Origin of the sequence: Xanthomonas sp. DAR33341, from assembly GCF_003992815.1 — a bacterium.
Classification (GTDB): Bacteria; Pseudomonadota; Gammaproteobacteria; order Xanthomonadales; family Xanthomonadaceae; genus Xanthomonas; species Xanthomonas cissicola.
In genome coordinates, this window is sequence record NZ_QEYV01000033.1 from 19,227 (window position 1) to 41,260 (window position 22,034).

Genomic DNA, 22,034 nt, shown 5'->3' on the forward strand with positions numbered 1-22,034 from the left:
CGGACGACAGCTCCACCCTGAAGGCATGCGCGCCGAGTTGCACTGGTGCGGGAATCACGCGCGTGCGGCTCGCAGGCGCGGGCGAACGCGTCGATCGTCGTCATGGCGATCGACCGCGACGTGTTGGAGAATGGCGTGCTAACTGGAGGTCTTGCTGCGTGCATGCCACGCAACCGTGCGCCTGAGCGAACACGAGCAACCGGCAGGGATCGGTCCTGTTGTCAGCACAGACGTTTTTAACCGACCCCTGCCGGCCATCGACGCCTCGCGGCGTCGACCGATCACGCACGCGCAAGCGGCGTGGTCGCCAGGACGTAGGACGCGTCTACTCCCGCGGCGGCAGCACCGACAGCACTTCTTCGATGGTGGTCAGCCCGGCGGCGACCTTCTCCAGGCCGGTGCGGCGCAGCGTGCGCAGGCCTTCGCCGCGGGCAGCCTGGCTGAAGCTGGCAAGTTCGGTGTCGGGGCGGATGAGGGTACGCAGGCGCGGGGTGACCGGCAGCAGTTCGTACAGGCCCACCCGGCCCAGGTAACCGGTGCGGCGGCATTCCAGGCAACCGACCGGGGCGTGCACGTTGAGCGGTTCCGGCAGCGCCTCGCCTGGCTCGCGGATGGCCGCCCAGTCGGCGTCGTTGAGCGTGTGCGGGCGCTTGCAATGCACGCACAGCGTGCGCACCAGCCGCTGCGCCAGCACGCCGTTGAGGGTGGAGGCCACCAGGTAATGCGGCACGCCCAGGTCGAGCAGGCGGGTGATTGCCGAGGCGGCATCGTTGGTGTGCAGCGTGGACAGCACCAGATGCCCGGTGAGCGAGGCCTGCACCGCCATCTGCGCGGTTTCCAGGTCGCGGATCTCGCCGATCATGATGATGTCCGGGTCCTGGCGCAGCAGCGTGCGCACGCCGCTGGCGAAATCCAGGTCGATGTTCTGCTGCACCTGCATCTGGTTGAATTCCGGCGCGATCATCTCGATCGGGTCTTCCACGCTGCACACGTTCACATCCGGCGTGGCCAGGCGTTTGAGCGTGGAATACAGCGTGGTGGTCTTGCCCGAGCCGGTGGGGCCGGTAACCAGCACGATGCCGTGCGGGCGCTCGACCAGCGCGCCCCAGCCGGTGGCTTCTTCGGGGCTGAAACCCAGCTGCTCGATACTCTTGAACGCCGAATCCGGGTCGAAGATGCGCATCACGCACTTCTCGCCGAAGGCGGTGGGCATCGTGGACAGCCGCATTTCCACCTCGCGCCCACCCGGCGAGCGGGTCTTGATGCGGCCATCCTGCGGGCGGCGGCGTTCGGCCAGATCCATGCGCCCGAGCACCTTGATGCGGCTGACCACGGCGGTCATCACCGAGGGCGGCACTTCCAGCACCTTGTGCAGCACGCCATCGATGCGGAAGCGCATGCGCCCGGCCTCGCGACGCGGCTCCAGATGGATGTCGCTCGCCCGCTGTTCGTAGGCGTACTGCAGCAGCCAGTCGACGATATGCACGATGTGGTGGTCGTCGGCATTGACGTCGCCGGCGCGGCCCAGTTCCACCAGCTGCTCGAAACTGGGCAGGCCGGCGTTGGGTTCGGTGCTGCGCGCATCGCTGCGCGCGCCGCGCACCGACTGGGTGACGCCGAAGAACTCCATCGTGTAGCGATGCAGGTCCAGCGGGTTGATCAGCGCCAGCTCGATGCGGCGCCGGCTCAGGTGTTGCACGTCGGCCAGCCAGTCCAGCGCCAACGGCTCGCTGGTGGCGATCAGCACGCGCTCGGCATCCAGCGCCAGCGGCAGGATGCGGTGCCTGCGCGCATACGCATGCGAGACCACGCCGGTGACCGCGGCCACATCGATGCGGGTGGGATCGATGCGCAGATAGCGCAGCCCGGTGCGGGTGGCCAGCCATTCGGTGAGCCGTTCCAGGCCCAGCTCGCCGGCCGGCGGCTGCGCGGCGTGCAACTTCAGATTGGCCAGCAGCACCAGCGGATGCACATCGCTGGCGGTGCGCGCGCCGCTGGCGGAGAACTGCACGCGCTCGTGTTCGTGCGGTACCACCATGCCGTCGGCCAGCAGGGCCGCGGCCACCGGGTCGAACATCAGCCGCCCGCGCGGCAGCAATGCCACAGCGTTATCCGGATCGGCGGTGCGCCGCTGTTCCATGCGTGTTCTTCCCCAGCAGCGGTGCTGCGCGGCAAAGCGCCGCGGGTCGGCCGGTATACTAGCGCACCCCTTCCGTACGGCCTTTGCTGCATGTCCGATTCCCGGCGCGTTCCAATCACTTTCCAGGGCCTGATCCAGACCCTCAACCAGTACTGGGCCGAACAGGGCTGCGTGCTGATCCAGCCGCTGGACCTGGAAGTGGGCGCGGGCACGTTCCATCCGGCCACCTTCCTGCGCGCGCTGGGGCCCGAGCCGTGGAATGCGGCCTATGTGCAGCCTTCGCGCCGTCCCACCGATGGCCGCTATGGCGAAAATCCCAATCGCCTGCAGCGTTATTACCAGTACCAGGTGGCGATGAAGCCCAATCCGGACAACATCCAGGACCTGTATCTGGGCTCGTTGCAGGCGCTGGGCATCGACCCGTTGGTGCACGACCTGCGTTTTGTCGAAGACAACTGGGAATCGCCCACGCTCGGCGCCTGGGGCCTGGGCTGGGAAGTCTGGCTCAATGGCATGGAAGTGACCCAGTTCACCTACTTCCAGCAGGCCGGCGGACTGGAGTGCAAACCGGTGCTGGGCGAGATCACCTACGGTCTGGAACGGCTGTGCATGTATCTGCAGAGCTGCGACAACGTCTATGAACTGGTGTGGACCTACGGCCCGGACGGGGCTGCGGTCACGTACGGCGATGTGTACCACCAGAACGAGGTGGAGCAGAGCACCTACAACTTCGAACACGCCAATGTGGCCGAGCTGTTCCATCGCTTCGACGCCTGCGAAGCCGAAGCCAGGCACCTGGTCGAGGTCGGCCTGCCGCTGCCGGCGTACGAGCAGGTCACCAAGGCCAGCCACGCCTTCAACCTGCTGGATGCGCGCCGCGCGATCAGCGTCACCGAACGCCAGCGCTACATCCTGCGCGTGCGCGCGCTGGCCCAGGGCGTGGCGCAGGCGTACTACGCCCAGCGCGAGAAGCTCGGCTTTCCCGGCGTCAAACGTTGATGCCGGCGACTTGCTGATGCAGTTCCCTTCCCTCGCTCGCGGGGGAAGGTGCCCGAAGGGCGGATGGGGGCAGTACGCCATCCCACCTGGCACGACCCTCATCCGGCGCTGCGCGCCACCTTCTCCCGCCAGCGGGAGAAGCACATCCTCCAGTCACCTTCGCCCGTTGACGGCAGAAGGAACAAGCAAGGTCCATCTGACATGAGCGAACAACTTCCCCTGCTGATCGAACTGGGCACCGAAGAGCTGCCGGTCAAGGCGCTGCCGGGTCTGGCGCAGGCCCTCTTCGATGGCGTGCTGAGCGGCCTGGAAAAGCGCGGCATTGCCGTCGCCCGTGGCGATGCCAAACCGCTGTCCACCCCGCGTCGCCTGGCGGTGCTGCTGCCGGGCGTGGCCACCGAGCAGCCGGAGCAGCGCTCGGAAGTGCTGGGGCCGTATCTCAATATCGCGCTGGATGCGCAAGGTCAGCCGACCAAGGCGCTGGCCGGTTTCGCCGCCAAGGCCGGCATCGACTGGACCGCGCTGGAACGCACCAGCGACGCCAAGGGCGAGCGTTTCGTGCATCGCGCAGTGACGCCGGGCGCGCGCACGGCCGACTTGTTGCCGGAGATCCTGCGCGAGGCCATCGCCGCGATGCCCATCCCCAAGCCGATGCGCTGGGGCGCGCACGAATACGCCTTCGCACGGCCGGTGCAATGGTTGGTGCTGTTGTTCGGCACCACGGTGATTCCGGCCCAATTGCTGGGCGTGCGCGGCGACCGCATCACGCGCGGGCACCGCTTCATGCATGAAGGCGCGGTGTCGCTGGCGGCGCCCGGCGACTATGTCGATGCGCTGCGTGCGGCGCATGTGCTGGTGGATCCGGACGCGCGCCGTGCCCGCATCGTCGACGAAGTGCAGGCGGCGGCCCGGCAGGCCGGCGGCAGCGCACGCATCAGCGACGACAACCTGGAGCAGGTGGTCAACCTGGTCGAATGGCCCGCGGCGGTGCTGTGCAGTTTCGAACGCGACTTCCTGGCGGTGCCGCAGGAAGCATTGATCGAAACCATGGAGATCAACCAGAAATTCTTCCCGGTGCTGGATGACGGCGGCACCTTGACCGAGCAGTTCGTCGGCATCGCCAATATCCAATCTAAGGACGTGGCCGAAGTCGCCAAAGGCTACGAGCGGGTCATCCGTCCGCGTTTTGCCGACGCCAAGTTCTTCTTCGATGAAGACCTGAAGCAAGGCTTGGAGGCGATGGGCGCGGGGCTTGCCAGCGTGACCTACCAGGCCAAGCTGGGCACGGTGGCCGACAAGGTCGCACGCGTGGCGGCGCTGGCAGAAGTCATCGCCCCGCAGGTGGGCGCCGACCCGCTGCAGGCACGCCGCGCTGCAGCGTTGGCCAAGAACGACCTGCAATCGCGCATGGTCAACGAATTTCCGGAATTGCAGGGTATTGTCGGCCGCCATTACGCCAAGGCCGCCGGTGAACCCAGCGAGATTGCGCTGGCCATCGACGAGGCCTACCAACCGCGTTTTGCCGGCGACGACATCGCGCTGTCGCCGCTGGGCAAGGTGCTGGCGATTGCCGAACGCCTGGACACCTTGGCCGGTGGATTTGCCGCTGGATTGAAGCCAACCGGTAACAAAGACCCGTTTGCGCTGCGGCGCAATGCGTTGGGGTTGGCGCGGACGGTAATTGAGTCGGGATTTGATTTGAATTTAACGAAATTGATCCATGACGCATATTCGCTCGTAAACGAAGATATCGCGGACGTTAATGCTGCCCGTAAAACAGATGCTGCGATGTCTGCAGCAATGAAGGGAGCGAAGGTCGTTGTTTCTCAAGAAGGTAGCTCTGAGTTCAACCAAACCGATCTCGCGGATGTCTATGACTTCATTCTTGAGCGGTTGAGAGGCTACTACGCTGACAAGGGAGCGCCTTCTACCCACTTCAACGCCGTCTTGGAGCTGCGACCTGCTTCCCTCTACGACTTCGACCGCCGCATCGATGCCATCGGCATCTTCGCCACGCTGCCCGAAGCCGAGGCGTTGGCTGCGGCCAACAAGCGCATCCGCAATATCCTGCGCAAGGTCGAAGGCGAGATCCCCGGCGATATCGATACCAGCCTGCTGCGCGAGCCGGCCGAGGAAGCGCTGGCCGAAGCGGTGGAAGCGGCCATCGGCGATACAGGCGATGCCTTGCATCGTCACGACTACGTTGCCGTGCTCGCACGCCTGGCGCGCCTGCGCCCACAGGTGGATGCGTTCTTCGACGGCGTGATGGTCAATGCTGAAGACCCGCAGCTGCGCGCCAACCGGCTCGCATTGTTGAAGAAGCTCGGCGACCGCCTCGGCAGCGTTGCCGCCATCGAGCATCTGTCCAGCTGATGTCCAGCTCGGCGGGCGCGCTGCACTGGCAGACCGCCCAGACCGCGTTGGCGCGGCGCGATCTGGGCGAGGCAGCATCTGCATTGCAGGCGCTGCTGGAGGCTGCAATTAACTACGCCATAACGCCAGTATTTGGCAGTGACCGACTACAGCTCTGAGGTGCCGTACCAGCGGCCCTGGATGCTGGTACTACTGTAGGTGTAGTCGGCGATCGGCACGTTGGGCTCTTCAACCGAGCGCAAGCCATGAGTCCGTCGTCCACGCAGTCACTGATCGCTCATCGGATCCAAGTTTGCCTGGAAAGATCGAACACGCGGTCCGCCATCGCAATGGTCTGCTCGCGATGAGCGATGATGATCCTGGTGATCTCCAGATCCATAACTGCGTCGTTGACAACTTTTTCGTTCTTGCTATCCAGATGGCTGGTCGCTTCATCGAGCACGAGGATCTTAGGCTGCGTGTATAGTGCCCTCGCCAGTAGGATCCTTTGCTTCTGTCCACCGGACAAAGTCGAGCCCATATCGCCGACCAGGGTTTCGTAGCCCATTGGCATCTTAACTATGTCATCGTGGATACCAGCAGCACGCGCTGCCGCTTCGATCTTCGACAGCTCCGCCGAGCTGTCGAAGAACGCCACGTTGTCGGCGATTGTCCCAGAGAATAAGCAATCATCCTGCATCACTGCCGCCATTCCCTCGGCGGGGATTGCGCTGCGACACACAGGGCTGGGCTGGTCGGTTACTGTCACTTCTCCTTCCTGCGGCGCAATCAGGCCAAGGACGATTTTGGCAAGCGTGGTCTTGCCACATCCGCTTGGACCGACCAAGGCAACAGACTGGCCAGGTGCTATGGTGAAGCTCAAGTTCCTGAAGATCCACGGTTCCCATTCGGAGTAGCGATATCCCAGCCCCTTCACCTGCACCTCCGGTGCGGACCGGAGGGCGCCTTCCAGGCGCCCGCGCGCAGGCTCTTCGTCCGCAGTGGTGATATCGGCAAGACGATTGAGGTGGAGTCCAAGCATCTTCAGCTCGACCGCGTTATCGATGAGGGAGCCCACACGAATAGAAAACTGGTCCGCATAAGACAGTGCGGCAACCATCATGCCGGCGGTCATCGCGTTGCGTGAGATCAAGTAGGCGCCTGCTGAAAGCAAGAAAACTCGCTGCAGCCCGAAGATGCCCTGGCTGGCGGCTCCAAAGCCCAGCTTGATCCGCTCCGCGGTAATTCCACGCTTGGCTGCCTCCAGCGTAGCATTTGCCAAGCGGGCGCGGCGTTCGAGCTGGCGGTTTGCCAACTTGATTGCCTGGATGCCCCGTACCGACTCCATCAACTCCGATTGCTGTCGTGCATCGAACACCATGCTCTGTTCACTTGCACGCCAGAGTGCACCGAACATGAGGAAGCGACCCAAGGCATAGAGGGTGGCCACGGCCACCGCGACGGTCGCCATACCCGTGCTGTAGATAAATAGCAATACTAAAGCTAGGCTGCCTGTCAGGCCGTCTAGCAGTGCGGTGACGAAACTACCCGTCAAGATCGCCTGGATCCAGTGAATGGATCCGAATCGGGACATGATGTCTCCCAGGTGGCGCTTCTCGAAAAAGTCCAGTGGCAGGCGCATGAGATGGCTGAAGATATTAATGACCCACTGGGTGCTGATGTTGGCCCCTAGCCAGCTAATCAACCAAGCCCTCGCTAAATTCAGACCCGCCTGGATGATGACCACCAGCGAGAAAATTGCTGCAACTGTGAGTATGACCTTGCCGTTGGACTCTGAGATCTGGTCGACTGCCCACTGGGCCTGGAGCGGTATAGATAGACCTAGCGCCTCGATCGCCAATGCGAGTGCGAAGATCTGGATGAGCACCCTCTTCAATCCGCTGATCCGCCCGGTCAATGCAGACAGTGGCACGGTAGGTGACTTGCTTGCCCGCCTGAATGACGCGCTGGGCTCTAATTCCAGCAGCACTCCGGTGAAGTATTTGCTGACCTCACCCATAGGCATCAGGCGCCGCCCTTGGGCCGGGTCAATGATTACCAGCTTGCTGCCCTTGGTACCAGCCAGTACCACGAAGTGATTCATGTTCCAATGCAAAATAACGGGCGCTTGCACTTCCCTCAGATAATCCAGCTCCGCGCGCAACGCCCTGCAATCGAAGCCCATGTCATCTGCAACCTCGATAACCTGGTTAAGCGACATCCCCTTCAGCGTGGAGCTGTAGCGACGCCTGAGGGCAGGAAGCCCGCAGTCATTGCCGTAGAACTGGGCCAGCATTGCTAGGCACACCAGCGCGCACTCTGCCGCCTCCGATTGCATGATCGGATCGACACGCTTTTTTTGCGACCACAAAAGAGTCGGGCTGCCATCAGCCATTGTCATGGGGTAGCCTTTTCATCTGAGCCCAGGGATTGCAGAGCGAACGGACGGAGCATCCAATCAATCAGGCTTCTGGTCTCCACATCGACCTTAGCCGTCAAGGTCATTCCAGGCTTTGCTGCAAACCGCCGAAGGAAAGACGATGACGATGAATCGTCAATGGCGACTATCACACGATAGCCCGAGCTAGGTTGGGCGCTGCCGAGGATCCTACCGATCTCCAACGCTGAAACAGCGTTCGTCGAGATAGAGATAATCTTACCGCGCTGTCTGCCGTATCTAGCGGCAGGAAATGCATCGTAGCTGATATCCACAGGCTTGCCGACCTGTAACAGACCGACCGCCGAGCTGGGCGCCCATAGTTCGGCCACGAGCTTCGAATTTCTAGGAAGGATCACCATGAGTTGTGACGCTTCATCCACGGCCATGCCAGGATGTGCGAGGACATTTACGACACTGCCGTCTATCGAAGCACGAATCACCTGGCTCCGGCGCTGTTCATTCTCTGCTTTCTCGTTTTCCACATCCGCAATCTGTACGTTTAGCGCGACAATACGCTCACCGGTGATGTGGGGAAGCTGAATAAGCTCAGCCTCCGATTGGTTTAACTCAAGCGTTGCCTGAAGCCGCTGATTTCGCAGATCCTGCGCAAGGGATTTCTGCTGTAGTGCCGTGTCATATTGTTGCGCCAGCTGGTAGCCGCTGACCAATCCGCTCGCCTTGGTGCGCCAAGTTTCGTAGAGCGCGTTAGCCGCCTTGTAGCGGATATCCTGATTCTTGATCTGCAGCGTCAACGTTGCAATGCGCGCACGTAGCAGTCCGATCCGATCACGCAGATCGTGTTCCTTCAGTACAGATAGGCGCTGCTGAGATTCGACCGACGCCTTGAGCTGTTGGAGCTTGCTGGCAATTTGGCCGGAGATCAGTTTTCCAGTATCGCTGGACGCCGCGCTAGAACGCTGGCTGGATACTCTGACCAGGGGTTGCCCAATCATCACCTGATCTCCCTCCGACACTAAGACTTCGGCCACGGTCGCACCCGATGCCTGTGGCGCCACCACGTTCGCCTGGCCAGCCAACGGAATCAGGCGTCCAACGATTTTTTCGGTCCTGCTGTAGCGCCCAAATAGCGCAAGTCCCGTCATGATCAACAAGATCAGGGCCGCGCTAAAAAAGAAAACCCAACCCAAGCGGGGTGGCGTGATGCTGATGCCGCCCAGCCGGTCTACCTTTTTCGCCGCGAACACCTCATTGCGGAAAAGCTCCATTTACATTCCTCGCACTAAAGATTTCACTAAGGAAGATCTGAACAGCCAGCAGCACCTTGGAAGTTTCAATCAGCACTGCCTACAGGATGCATGTAGTTGGCTTGAGTAACGACAGCACAAATAGCGTCAGCACCTGCGCCATCTTACCGACCACCCACGCATCTGTTGCGATCTTCCAGGTCTGGAGTTTTAGTGTTTTCCTGGCTCACTTTGACATCGGCGACATGGCTGCGGTAAATCGCGCTGGCTGAAACAGCCCCAATTTCATCCATGCCAATGCACGCTTTTTGTGTTGAAATACCATCGATTGCTCTTGTTTATTATTATACGTCTCAGGGTGAGTGGGATCGGCACTTCTGAGTTAGCTGGGTGCTGTGACGAAAGTTGCACCGACGATTGTGCCAGACCGAAAGCTTGCTCTTTTTCGCACCAGATTGGCGTTGACCATATCCAAAATCCGCTAGGCAAGGCCGTGGGCCTCCAACAAGCGACGAGAGTTAGAATCGCGGTTTAATCGGGAATGTCATTCAATCCGCCGAGCTGGACAAAACTGGGGTAAGGGGGAGATCCCGCGCAGCGCCTGTTTAAACGCTGGGTTGATCAGTGCCTACCATTGCTGCAACAGAGGAATCTGTAAAATGGTCGACACATGTCTCCTCAACCTGAGTCGGTAGCGTCGCGTATCTGAGGGTTTCCCCAGTGCTGCCGGAGATAATTTTCCATAAAAACCTGCCGCTTACCGGGGCGGATCCGGAACGACTGACCCGCAGCGTGGCTGGAAGTTGGCAAGCACGCAGCGCGAGCGGAACCAGCCCACCAAGCCCTAGTCAGGTGCAAATGAAAGCTGGCGCCTCCAGACCAGTGGCTTGCTCTCTCGCTGCTTGTCCGGGAAGAAGAGGGAAAGGTAGCCTGCGGCGATGGCGCGGTCGCGGAGTTTCAAGCCAACCCCCTCTGCTGTCACGACAGAGACTTCGGTCACCTTGCCTTGCGCGTTGACTTTCATATCCCACTCAAGGCTGCCAAGCCATTCCCGTGGTGGAATCGAAGCATCATAGTTAGGACGCCCCACGACATAAGGTGTTCCAGGATCCTTAGAAAGTGGTGAGTCCTCGAGCCTGGCATTGACCTGTATCGTGCTTTCCCCAGCGCGCCCATCGCCTGTTTCCGCTCTGAACGTCCATAGGCCAAGCGTGCCGTCCTTGCCTAGATCGGCGCTATAGCAATGCTTGACGCCCCGGTAATCGGGATACTTGTGGCTCGATACTTCCTGTCCGGTTGCGTCGAGCACCGTCAACACCAAGCCATGCACGTCGGTATCGGCAAGATCGGTTGCGACGCATACCTGATGATCGTGCTTACCATCGGTCAAGAACTGGATGGTCTGCTGGCGTACGATTGAATGAGGCGGCTGGGCGTCCCAGAGAAATTCGATATAGATATTCTTATCTGCTGCACTTGCCACGCAGGAAATAGTTGCTAACGCTAGAAAAGTCCAAGGAGTTCTCTTCATAGATATCCAGATCCTCAAATACAGCAGTCACGCTGCGCGACCCGCCACGTACATCCAGACGACCTCGTTCAAAGAGAGGGCCAGGGGGCGTGGGGCTGCGACGTAATACCTGGGCAGGTAAGCAGGTTGCGATGTGCAGATGACCTATCGCCACACATTAGAGACGGGTCGGAATTGATACTACAATTTCGTTGCTCGATCTGCGAGGCGTGGGCTCGTAATCAATAATGGCGTATGCGCAACTAAGGCGCGCCCAACTCTGGAGCCGCTGGACGCGCCCACCAGTAGTCGGATCAAGATCGCCCAACTACCGATTGTTGCGCTGCCTCAGGCGGAGCCGGGATCAGTCTTCGGCGTACATTTGCTCTGGTCCTTCCATGAATTGGTCGGCGTCGGGTTCGTGGCGCCGCCTGCAACCTGGCCTACTTCATCCCGAGAAAGGACCCGTGCAAGCACACGTCCCGTTTCAGTAGCATTCTTACGGTTTTTCGTGACATCAGCATTGCTCATTTCATCGACTCCAGTAAGTGCGCAGGTAATGCTGCGCGTCAACGCATGGACCATCCATGCGAATAGCGAACCAAATTGATGCGCTAATGCATCAATACTCAGGGAAAAACCAACTCAGTTTCCAATCCCGAACGTTTAGCATCTTCGTAGGCTTCTCTCAGAGTAAGCGGTTGGGAAACTGGCTCATACTCGAATTGTGGATCTGCGCGCTCGATGAACTGGCAGAACGCCTCAGTGAGCGGGATACTCTGGCACCATGTCTCAATAAACATGAACTGCCCGGCTTCATTGACCTCTAGGAAGATCCATTGATCATTCTCATCAATGATGAAATCAAATCCGCCACTGACAATGTCGAGCCGCTCCATGAGGTTGAGACATTTGTGGTAAATTTCTTCGGGGAGAACTGCCGGCGCACACGCCTTGATGCCGCCTTGTCCTATTCTCCAGTCGAGGTCTCCACCGCTCAGCGTGTGGGACTCAATCCTCACCCCGCCGTAGAAACGGCCAAAGAACTGGATGCGTGCTTCATACTTTTTCGGAACCTTGGTTTGGAATATCCCTGGAGTTGCAGCTAGCAGGCTATTCTCGGGCAATAGCTCTGCCGTCACTTTCGCGGTAAATGTCTGGGTCACTGAGCCTTGCTCTTGCCACACATAGCCGGTTAATGGCTTGTAGATATGTTCCCCAGTACTTTCAATGAAGGCACGAATTTCCTCAGGTTTGTTGCTAATCAGCGTTCGCGGAATGAGCAGCCCAACAGTTTGCGCCATCAAGAGCTGATGAATCTTCAACTCACAGGCGTCTGCGCTAATACCCTTATTAATCCAGAACGCCTTTCTAAAGAGCGACTTGTGCGCATGGAACGCCGCATCCAGCTCCATCTGGACGAACTGACGATCCCTGACGTCGATGACTTTCGGAACTTCCGGCACACGCCGACGCCTGTTCCAGACGACACCTATATCATCTTCATTAAAGTTATGCTCCCCTGTGCTGATTTTTACATCCGCATGCCTTTCTGCATAGCTGATACTCACCGAAGATTTTGTGGGATAGTCCTCGGCATTCCATCGGATGACGCGACTGCCGCGCCTAGACAGTGCTTGCCCAAAGACGGCTGCATGGAAATCCCCGTCGAGAGAATTGATCAGTACGGCTTTTTTGTAGGTATCACGCATGTCTGTCCTCGCATCCTTTCATTGCACCCGCAATTCTCAGCGCAAGCTTGCGGCCCCCAAAGAGACGGAAACAACCTAAGCAACTGGCGTTTTTAAGCACCTTTCCCTTCATTGCATGACAAAAAATAATTTTGGTATTGAATTGATCGTGGTGTTTAAGTGCAGAAAGCGGAACGTGCATCTATTTGCGACTCGCGAGCTATAACACAGCGAGCTCAAGCGGAGCAACTGGCTTAACTAAATCCTGTCTAATTCCGACGAGACAGAACGGCGGTGAGAGTGTGAAAGAAACGTTAAAGTGATCTCGGCTCAAAGGAGGTTGCGCCGCCCGTATAGTCGCGTCTGCTCACATTTTTTAGCCCTTCACGCCAAGGCTGGGTATCCTTTGCAGATGCTTAAAGTCGCGTTTGCTCTTTTCTTGCTGTGCACCCTGTTCGTTCCGCTGCAAGCGGTTGCTCGGGCAACCATCGACAAGATCGAAATCAAGGGGTTGGACGACGGCGACGACGCCGAGATGATCGAGAACATCCAGGTCTCCCTGTCTCTGTATGAGGCCGTGGGCAAGGAGCAGGGCGAGTCGCGTCTGGAATATCTGTTGGCACAGGCCGAGCGGCAGACGCGTGAGGCGCTGGAGCCGTTTGGCTATTACTCGCCGACCATTACGCTGGCCGCACCACGCGCCGGCGACAAAGTGACCGTGGTGATCACGGTGGATCGTGGCGAGCCGGTGCGGGTGCGCACCTCGCATATCTCCATCACCGGCTGGGCCGAGCAGGACCGCTATCTGGGCCAGGATCTCAAGCAGTTCGCGCCGCGCGAAGGCCAGGTCTTCAGCCATCCGCAGTACGAAGCCAGCAAGGTCCGCATCACCCGGCGTCTGGCCGAGCGTGGCTACTTCGATGCCGACTTCACCCAGCGCCGCGTTGCGATCACGCGTGCCGAGCATGCGGCCGACATCGATCTGAATTGGGACAGCGGCCGCCGCTACGACATGGGCAAGGTGCGCTTCGACTACGACTACTTCCGCGATGGCCTGTTCGACCCGCTGGTGTACTGGGACGAAGGCAGCTACTACCACGAAGGCAAGCTTGACCGATTGCGCGAGTCGCTGACCAAGCTGGATTACTTCAGCACCATCGATATCCAACCCAAGCCCGAAGAGGCGGACGACCAGGGCCGCGTGCCGGTGGACGTCAAACTCACCCGCGCCAAGCGCACGGTCTACACCTCCGGCTTGAGCTACGGCAGCGAAAGCGGCGCCGGTGTGCGCGGTGGCGTGGAGCGGCGTTACGTGAACGCGCGCGGCCACAAGATGGACACGCAGCTGGATTACGCGCAGAACCGCAAGAGCCTGACCACCAGTTACCGCGTGCCGGCGTTCCGTTGGCTGGATGGCTGGTACACCGCCTCGGCGCGGCTGTACGACGAGCAGACCGAGTACATCGACCTGCGCAACGTCAAACTCACCGGCAGCCGCAGCGGCCAGATCAACGAGCGCTGGAGCGCGATCGCCTCGATCAACGCCTTGCGCGAGCGTTGGCGTTTCAGCAGCGGCGACGATTTCGAAGGCGCGGTGTACGAGACCTCCACACTGATCTATCCGCAACTGCAGGCCAACTACGTCAATGTCGACGACCGGCTGTTTCCGCGCAGTGGCGTGTCGGCGCAGATGTTCATTCGCGGCGGCGCCGAGGGTGCCGGCTCCGATACCAACTTCGGCCAGCTGTATGGCCAGCTGCGCTGGTTTCTGGGCGCTGGCGACAATGGCCGGTTGATCCTGCGCGGGGAAGGCGGCACCACCTGGACCAGCGACCTGGTGGCGATGCCGCCGAGCCTGCGCTTCTTCGCCGGTGGCGCCAACAGCATTCGCGGTTATGCGTTCCGCGAAGTCGGCCCACGCACGCCCAAGCCGGACGAATTCGCGCTGGGTGCCAAGAACGTGGTCACCGCCAGTGCCGAATACGAGCATTACCTCAAGGGCGGCCCCTGGGGCGGGGCGGTGTTCGTCGATGGCGGCAGCGCCTTCGATGACCGGCCGGACTGGCACACCGGTATCGGCTTCGGCCTGCGCTGGCGCTCGCCGGTGGGCCCGGTGCGCGTGGATATCGCACATGGCTTGAACGCCCCCGACTCGCAATTCCAGCTCTACATCGATATCGGGGCCAACCTGTGAGCGCACCCTCACCTACGCCGCCGGCACCGCGCCCGCGCTTCTATCGCCGGCGCCGGTTCTGGGTGGGCTCGGGCCTGACCGTGCTCGGGCTGGTGCTGCTGGCCTTGATCGCGATCTACTGGCTGCTGCAGACCGTGGCCGGGCGCGATGTGTTGCTGGCACAGGTCACCGCGCGCCTGCCGGTGGGCGCCACCTTTACCTATGGCAAGGTCGAAGGCCCGGTAGCCGGCCCGCTGACCTTGCGCGATGTGGATTTCCATTATCAGGACATCCACTTCACTGCAGAGCGCGTGTATCTGGAGCCGGACCTGCGCCCGCTTCTGGGGCGCAAGCTGCAGCTGGACGCGGTGCAGGTGAGCAATGCCACGTTGAACCTGGGCAAGAGCGAGGAACCGTTCACCCTGCCCAGCTGGCCCGAGTCGCTACCGCAGATCAATGTGCCGCTGGCGATCCAGGCCGACAAGATCGATGTGCAGAACCTGCGCATCACCCAGCTGCAGCAGCCGATGATCGTGCTGCACAAGGTGCAGGGCGGACTCGATGTGGCTACGGGCGAGCTGCGCACGCGCGATCTGGTGATCGACACCGACATGGGCGACTTCCGCCTGCACGGCGATTACCTGCCCAACGACGATTACCGTGCCGACCTGACCGCCACTGCGGTGCTACCGGCCGCACGCGGGCGCACCCCGGCCAGCCTGGGGCTGGTGGCACGCGGGGATCTGGACAAGATGGAAGTAGCCATCGCCGGCCGGGCGCCGGCGCCGCTGCAGGCCAGCCTGGTGTTCACCGGCCGCGACGACCCGACCTGGGCGTTCAAGGCCGTGACCGACGCACTGGATACCTCGCTGTTGATTCCGGCCGCCGAGGGTCAAGCCAATCCGCCGGCCACGCCGATCGCGCTGAACCTGCAAGCCTCCGGCAAGGGTGGCAACGCCGATCTGCACGGCAGCCTCAAGCAGGGAGAGTTGAGCGCCACGCTGCAGCCTTCGCATATCGCCCTGGCCGACCAGGTCCTCACCGTCGAACCGTTGGTGATCGACACCTTCGAAGGCCGCACGCAATTGCGTGGTACCGCCGATTTCCGCGACACCCAGAATCCGAGTTTCCGGTTTGCGGTCAACGCCAGCGGCCTGCGCTTCACCCCGGCCGCGGATCCAGCCACGCCCGACGCGCCGCTGGTGCCGGTGGAGTTGCAAGACGCGCGCCTGGGCGTGGCCGGCACGTTAAAGGCCTGGGCCGCGATCGGCCGCGCCACCGTGGAGCGCGATGGTCAGCAGGCCGAGCTGGTCTTCGACAGCCGTGGCAACGACCGAGGTGCACAGCTCAAGCAGGTGCAGGCGAAAACCCCGGGCGGCTCGCTGGATCTCACCGGTGAAGTGGCTTGGGCGCCGGCGCTGCAATGGGATGTCAGCGCGCAACTTGCCAAGTTCGATCCGGGTTATTTCGCGCCGGGCTGGAACGGCAACCTGTCCGGCAAGATCGCGTCCAAAGGTCGCCAATTGCCGCCCCCCGCCGGCGGCGTCTCGCCGGGGTTCGAGGCCACTGCGGAAATTCCCAGCCTGACCGGGCAGCTGCGTCAACGCGCGCTGTCGGGCAATGGCAAGTTCGCGTTGCGCGGCCAACAGGGCGAAGGCGAACTGCAACTGGCGCTGGGCAATAGCCGCATCAACGCCAAGGGTAAGGTGGGCGACCAGCTCGATATCGCCGCGCAGCTGCAGCCGTTGCAGCTGGACGACGTGCTGCCCGGCGCCACCGGCGTGGTGCGCGGGCAGCTGCAGGTCAGCGGCAAGCGCGACGCACCCGACATCACCGCCGACATTGCCGGCAACGGCCTGCGGTGGGACACCTATAGCGCCCAGAACATCAGCCTGCGTGGCCGGCTACCGTGGCGCGGCAGCGATGGCCAACTGGCCTTGCAAGGGACCGCCATCGAAGCCGGTGTGGTGCTCGACAGCGTGCGCGTGCAGGCGCGCGGCGCGGTGGAGGCCCTGCGGCTGGATGCGGATATCGCCAACAGCATGGCCAGCGTCGCCCTGCAGGGCGATGTGCGTCGCAACGGCGAGCGTTGGCAGGGCCAGGTCGCAACGCTGCGCATCGCACCGGCCAAGGGCGATGCCTGGGCGCTGCGCCAACCGGCGCAGTTCAGCACCGATGGCGCCGCGTTTACCTTGTCCGACACCTGCCTGGGCGCGGCCACCGGCGGCGCGCTGTGCGCCAGCGCCAATTGGCCGCGCGAGGGCATGGTGGTGCACGGCGACGCATTGCCGCTGTCGCTGGTGCAGCCGTGGTTGCCCAAGCAGGAAGGTCGGCAGATCTATCTGCGTGGCGAACTGTCGCTGGACGGCAGCTTCAAGCCACGCGGCAATGCCTGGGAAGGCAGCCTGCGCATCGCGTCGCCCGAAGGCGGCATTCGTTTGGGCGAAACCCGTTACGCTGCAGTGGCCGGCAATCCCAATCGCGGCGAGTTGCTGCGCTACGACCAATTCAGCGTGCAGGCCGATTTCACCCAGCAACAGATCCAGGGCAAGCTCGGTATCGGTTTCCAGGGCGCCGGCTTTGTCGATGCCAAGTTCAATACCGGCTGGGATGCGTACGCGCCGCTCAACGGCGAGCTGTATCTGAATATGTCGCGGCTGTACTGGCTGGAGCTGGTGATTGCCGACGTGGTGCGGCCGAAGGGGTTGGTCGAAGGCCACGTGAGCCTGCGCGGCACCCGCGACAAACCGCTGCTCGGCGGCGATGCGACCCTGAGCGATTTCACCGCCGAATACCCGTCGATGGGTTTGACGCTGAGCGAGGGCAAGGGTCGCTTCGACGCGTTGCCGGATGGTTCGGCCAAGATCACCGCCTCGGCCAAGTCCGGTCCCGGCACGCTCACCGTCGATGGCGGATTGTCGTGGTTCGGGACCAGCACCCCGCTGCTGCTCAATATCCGCGGCGACAACGTGCTGGCCTACAACACCAGCGAGCTGCGCATCATCGCCAACCCGGACATGCAGTTCGGCATTACCGACAACACCATGCAGTTGCGCGGCAAGGTCACCGTGCCCGAAGCGGATATCGACCTGGAACGCCTGGACCGTGGCACCTCGGTGTCCGAAGACGTGGTGGTGCTGGACCCGGTGGACCCGGAACAGACGCCCGCATCGCCACTGGATATGGACCTGGCGATCGTGCTCGGCGACAAGGTCAACATGAGCGGCTTCGGCCTCAAGGGTGGGCTGAGCGGGCAGATGCAGATCCGCGCGCGCCCTGGCCGCGAAATGACCGCCAATGGCGGGCTGGATGTGCGTGGGCGCTACAAGGCCTATGGTCAGGATCTGACCATCACCCGTGGCCAGCTGACCTGGAACAACAACATCGTCTCCGACCCGCGCGTGAGCCTGCGCGCCGAACGCAAGATCGGCGACGTCACCGCCGGCATCGACGTCAGCGGCCGCGCCGAATCGCCGCGTGCCGATGTGTGGTCCGAGCCGGCGATGTCGCAATCCGAAGCGCTTTCGTACCTGGTCCTGGGCCGCGGCCTGTCCACCGCCAGCAGCGACGAAACCCAGCAGGTCAGCGCCGCCTCGGCGGCACTATCGGCCGGCAGCAGCCTGATCGCCTCGCAGATCGGCGCCAAGCTCGGCCTGGACGAAGCGGGCGTCAGTCAATCCAGCACGTTGGGCTCGGTGGTGGGTTTCGGCAAGTATCTCTCGCCCAAACTCTACGTCGGCTACGGCGTGTCGATGGTCGGCGGCGGCTCGGTACTGACGCTCAAATACCTGCTCAGCCGCGGCTTCGATATCGAAGCCGAATCCAGCACCATCGAGACCAAGGGGTCGGTGAACTGGCGGCGGGAGAAGTAGGCGACGGTGAGCTGGTAGAAACTGCTGGTCCTTCTGCGGCGTCTGCTGCCGTTGGTGTGCAGCTCTTGTTGCATGGATGGAGGATCACACCGGTTGCATCTGCTTTACCTTCTCTGCGCATCGGCATCAATGGCGCGTTGGACTGTTTCAACGCGCCATTACGCACTCTTTATGCTCGCGCCCCGGCGTGCGGATAGCCCCTTTATGCCCGCCAGGCCTATCTTGGCACTCCCGCACTGTGGTGCGTTGAGCCGAACACGATGTGTATCCTGATTTTGCGCGGTCCTCAGGCCGATCCGGCACCGTTGGTGCCGATGCAACTGCCTGCGTGCGCTGGGCGTGCGTTGCGCACGCTGGCGTGTGCCGACGTGGATCGCTTGATTGCCGAGCTGCATGCGGCCGGTGGCGATGCCGAGGTGGAGCTGGTATTGCTGGATTCGGGCGATCTGCCCTTGTCCGAGCGCAGCTGCGCGCGCGCCTTGCGGGCAGCGGTGGACGCGTTGCCGACACCGTATATCGAGCTGCATACCCATGCCGATCAGGAACTGGAGCCGTGGCTGCATGCGCAGCATGCGCCGTTGGCGGTGGTGATCACGCCGCACGATGCGCCGCGTGCGTATGCGATGTCGCTCGGCATTGCCGCGCGGTGTCTGCCGTCGCTGCACGCGCCATTGCGCGTTGCTGCCTGAGGAGGTCGCCATGTCGATCATGATCATGCGTGGGCCGGAGGCGGCCATGCCGCTGGTGCGTGGGCCACAGCCGTTGCCGCGCGCCGTCATTCGCCAATTGGTGGCGTGTGCCGGGGACGCGGGCAAGACGGTGGCCTTGCGTGCCTGTGGCTCGGAACAGGAACTGCTGGATGCGCTGCGTGTGGCCGGCCAGGCGCGGATGGAGATTGCGCTGATCGATCCGGGCAGCTGCGTGGACAGTGCGCGGTTGCATCGCGTGCTCAGAGACCTGCCTTACCCCTACGTCGAAACGCACGACGACAGCGTGGACCGTCCGGAGCGCTGCCTGCCGCACGGTCTGGGGCAGTGCATCGCCACGGTGCGTGGCTACTGCGCGCAGAGCTATCTGTTGGGGCTGGAGATCGCGCTGGAACACCTGGGCTGCACGGAGATCCAAGGCGATGTCCACGTCGGGACCTGAGCGGCACAAGCTGCATTACTTCGCCGATTACGAGGGCTACTGCGATGGTCGGCCGGTGCTGTGGGGGCAACTGGCGCATAGCGTGGACGTGCCGGCCGAGGGCGAACTGGACGCAGCCGCGCTGGTGCGCGCGCTGCGTCGGCGTGCGGCCGAGGCGCACGGCCTGGAAGCAGGGCAGATTCGCCTATGCCAGGTCACGCGGTTGTAGCTGGGAGCTTGGAGCAGCTAGCACCGCGTGTGCGCAGCCACTAGCAGCCACTGGGCGGGTGCGGCCTCTGCTCGTCCGGCATTGCCTGTGGACGCTGCGGTTGCTGCACGCCGTCCGTACTCGCCTGGCAACCACTGGCGAGGTTTAGTTTGCCGCGCTGTGTTTGGCGCGTGGACGCGGCGTCATCGCTGCAGACGATCCCGCACCGCATTGCGGCTTACTCCTTGCAGCGCTTGCAGCCACACCAGCCCAACAACAATCACTGAAAGACACTGCCGCCCGAAGGCGGCAGTGTCGTGTGCAGACAGGACGCGTCACTGCCGTCCTGCAGACTCCGCTTACTTGGCTGCCGCGTTATCGGGCACGAACTTGGTCAGCTGGTTGCCTGTGGCCGCGGTGCCGAAGTTGAAGCGGCCGTAGCCGGCGCCCCAATACAGCGCGCCGTTTGCGATGGCCGGCGAACTGATCACCGAGCCGCTGGCGTTGTAGTTCCACACGGTGGCGCCGGTGTCGGCGTCCAGTGCGACCATATTGCCGGCCATCGAGCCGGCATACAGCAGGTTTGGCGACACCGTCAGCGAACCCTGGCCGCCCGCCGGCACGGTCGGATTCACCGGGTTGATGCCGGGCACCTTGACCTGCCACTTGATCTTGCCGGTTGCCGCGTCCAGCGCGATCCACGAACCGCCGTTATGGGTCTGCACGTTCGCCGGCCCCAGCGTATAAGTCGCGTTGGAGTTGTTGTTGATGGCCACGTAGATCTGCGACTTGTACGGGTCGAACGCGGTACCCCATTCCACGCCACCGGTGGTGCCGCCGGGGCCGACCTGGGTCGACCAGACCTTGGCGCCGGTCTTGGCGTCGAAGGCCCAGTAGATGCCGCTCTTCTGACCAGCGCCGACCAACTGCTGCAACCTGCCGTTGCGCGGCACGGCAAACAGTTGCACGCCAGCACCGCCAAAGTCGTAATCCGGGCCGGTCAGGTTGGTTGCCTGCGTGTTGGGGCACAGACCGTTGGTCGGCGCCACGATGCAGGACAGGTTCCACGCATCGTATCCCTGTGCACGGTTGGCCCAGACCAATTTGCCGGTATCCAGATTCAACGAAATCACCGAATCGACGTAGTTGTCCGGCGCCATGCAGTCGAGCTCATCCTGCACGGTGAGTTCGCTGCCGCGATACGAGCGCGCGTTTGAAATGCAGTTACCCACGCCCTGCGGAATGTTGTAGTTGTTGCCGGTGCCGAAATACAGGCGACGGTTGATCGGGTCGATGGCCACCTGGCCCCACACCGAGGCGCCGGTGTAGCCCTCGGGCACGTTATAGAACTGCCATACCTTCTTGCCGGTGTTCAGATCCACCGCCACTACGCTGCCGCGGAAGCTGAAGGTGTGGTTGGCCGCCAGGTTGCCCCAGTCGCCGGAGGAGACGCCGACGTAGATGCGGTTGCCGTAGATGACCGGCGAGGAGGTGATGCGCGCCTGTGGGTTGGCTTCCACCGTGGTCTTCCACAGCAGCTTGCCGGTCTTCTTGTCCAGCGCCAGCAAGGTACCGGCGACCTGGTCGCCAACGATGATGCTCTTGGCGCTGATGGCCGGCGTGTTGCGCGTCACCGAGTTGGCGTTGCCGGTGTAATCGGACAGCTTGGCTTGCCAGTTCGGCTTGCCGGTTTGCGTGTCCACGCTATACAGCGTGCCGCCCCAGTCGGGCACATACAGGGTGCCGCCTTCGACGCTGGGCGTGGCCGAGATGTCGCCGGTGGTGGTCAACGTCCACGCCGGCTTGAGCGTCTTGGCGGTGGTGCGATTGATCTTCCACTCGCCCGGGGCGAAACGCGAGTTCAAGTAGCCGCCACCGGCGGTGGTCCAGTTGGTGGGGCTGGCGAAGGGAAGGTCTTGACCGAAGCTGCGCCAGACCTGGCCGGAGCGTGCGAATGCCTCGGTATCCAGGGACGATACCGGCTGCTGCGCGGTGGTGGCGCCAGACTGCGCCAAAGCCACGGCGCTGATGAGCAGGCAAGGAACGAGCGTCAAACTGCGGAGTCGCAAACGGCGTTTGGGGTTGGTCATCACGGCATGTCCTAGATGGAAGGAAGCGCTGGATCCCCCCGGATCGGCTGACCGAACGATGGACGATTGACATGACCGCGCAACACTTGCGCAGCGCTGCATTCAGATAATGGTCGGGTCCGTTCGCATCTGGTGCGACCAGCTTGAAAAATTTGCGTTCAATCGGTTCGCTATTCGCACCAATCGTGATGATTCATCACTATTTCCTGTGTTGCGATAGAAAAAA

Annotated in this window: 14 protein-coding genes; 8 read left to right on the forward strand and 6 right to left on the reverse strand. The window is 62.1% G+C overall.

The features are described 5' to 3' along the window. Positions 1-325: 325 nt before the first annotated feature. Entirely contained in the window at positions 326-2,140 is a 1,815-nt protein-coding gene (locus EO156_RS15820; RefSeq protein ID WP_016849826.1) for a GspE/PulE family protein, read from the reverse strand. Between the two features lie 90 nt (positions 2,141-2,230). Between EO156_RS15820 and glyQ the strand changes: the two genes are divergently transcribed. The 3 genes from glyQ (at position 2,231) to EO156_RS24025 (ending at position 5,670) form a co-directional block, all read left to right on the forward strand. Continuing rightward, complete coding sequence (glyQ, locus tag EO156_RS15825; RefSeq protein WP_003484954.1) at positions 2,231-3,139, forward strand: glycine--tRNA ligase subunit alpha; 909 nt, start codon at positions 2,231-2,233, stop codon at positions 3,137-3,139. Between the two features lie 201 nt (positions 3,140-3,340). Then, a complete protein-coding gene (glyS, locus tag EO156_RS15830) occupies positions 3,341-5,512 on the forward strand; it encodes a glycine--tRNA ligase subunit beta (RefSeq protein WP_016849825.1) in 2,172 nt (723 codons plus the stop codon). After that, complete coding sequence (locus tag EO156_RS24025; protein ID WP_016849824.1) at positions 5,512-5,670, forward strand: hypothetical protein; 159 nt, start codon at positions 5,512-5,514, stop codon at positions 5,668-5,670. Before glyS ends, EO156_RS24025 begins: the two co-directional genes overlap by 1 nt. A 119-nt stretch (positions 5,671-5,789) precedes the next feature. On the opposite strand, the gene EO156_RS15835 is transcribed toward EO156_RS24025, so the two are convergent. The 4 genes from EO156_RS15835 to EO156_RS24420 form a co-directional block, all read right to left on the reverse strand. After that, complete coding sequence (locus EO156_RS15835; protein WP_016849823.1) at positions 5,790-7,892, reverse strand: peptidase domain-containing ABC transporter; 2,103 nt, start codon at positions 7,890-7,892, stop codon at positions 5,790-5,792. After that, entirely contained in the window at positions 7,889-9,157 is a 1,269-nt protein-coding gene (locus EO156_RS15840; RefSeq protein ID WP_016849822.1) for an HlyD family efflux transporter periplasmic adaptor subunit, read from the reverse strand. The genes EO156_RS15835 and EO156_RS15840 overlap by 4 nt, the downstream gene beginning before the upstream one ends. 823 nt (positions 9,158-9,980) lie before the next feature. Next, complete coding sequence (locus tag EO156_RS24415; RefSeq protein ID WP_230578036.1) at positions 9,981-10,667, reverse strand: hypothetical protein; 687 nt, start codon at positions 10,665-10,667, stop codon at positions 9,981-9,983. Positions 10,668-11,275: 608 nt separating this feature from the next. After that, positions 11,276-12,358 carry an MvdC/MvdD family ATP grasp protein gene (locus EO156_RS24420; RefSeq protein WP_016849820.1) on the reverse strand — a complete coding sequence of 361 codons (1,083 nt, stop codon included), beginning with the start codon at positions 12,356-12,358 and terminating at the stop codon, positions 11,276-11,278. Positions 12,359-12,749: 391 nt separating this feature from the next. On the opposite strand from EO156_RS24420, the gene EO156_RS15860 reads away from it, so the two are divergent. The 5 genes from EO156_RS15860 to EO156_RS15880 all read left to right on the forward strand — a co-directional run bounded on the left by EO156_RS15860 (position 12,750) and on the right by EO156_RS15880 (position 19,739). Next, a complete protein-coding gene (locus tag EO156_RS15860; RefSeq protein ID WP_016849819.1) occupies positions 12,750-14,531 on the forward strand; it encodes an autotransporter assembly complex family protein in 1,782 nt (593 codons plus the stop codon). Further along, positions 14,528-18,382: a translocation/assembly module TamB domain-containing protein gene (locus EO156_RS15865; RefSeq protein WP_016849818.1), complete on the forward strand. Its 3,855-nt coding sequence runs from the start codon at positions 14,528-14,530 to the stop codon at positions 18,380-18,382. The genes EO156_RS15860 and EO156_RS15865 overlap by 4 nt, the downstream gene beginning before the upstream one ends. A 260-nt stretch (positions 18,383-18,642) precedes the next feature. After that, entirely contained in the window at positions 18,643-19,071 is a 429-nt protein-coding gene (locus EO156_RS15870; protein ID WP_003490144.1) for a hypothetical protein, read from the forward strand. A 10-nt stretch (positions 19,072-19,081) separates the two neighbouring features. Continuing rightward, positions 19,082-19,531 carry a 3-dehydroquinate dehydratase gene (locus EO156_RS15875; protein ID WP_016849817.1) on the forward strand — a complete coding sequence of 150 codons (450 nt, stop codon included), beginning with the start codon at positions 19,082-19,084 and terminating at the stop codon, positions 19,529-19,531. Then, positions 19,512-19,739 (forward strand): hypothetical protein, encoded by a 228-nt coding sequence (locus EO156_RS15880; protein ID WP_016849816.1) that lies wholly within the window; start codon positions 19,512-19,514, stop codon positions 19,737-19,739. The genes EO156_RS15875 and EO156_RS15880 overlap by 20 nt, the downstream gene beginning before the upstream one ends. A gap of 338 nt (positions 19,740-20,077) precedes the next feature. Here the strand turns inward: EO156_RS15880 and EO156_RS15885 are convergent, their stop codons facing one another. Continuing rightward, complete coding sequence (locus EO156_RS15885) at positions 20,078-21,808, reverse strand: PQQ-binding-like beta-propeller repeat protein (protein WP_016849815.1); 1,731 nt, start codon at positions 21,806-21,808, stop codon at positions 20,078-20,080. Between the last annotated feature and the right edge of the window lie 226 nt (positions 21,809-22,034).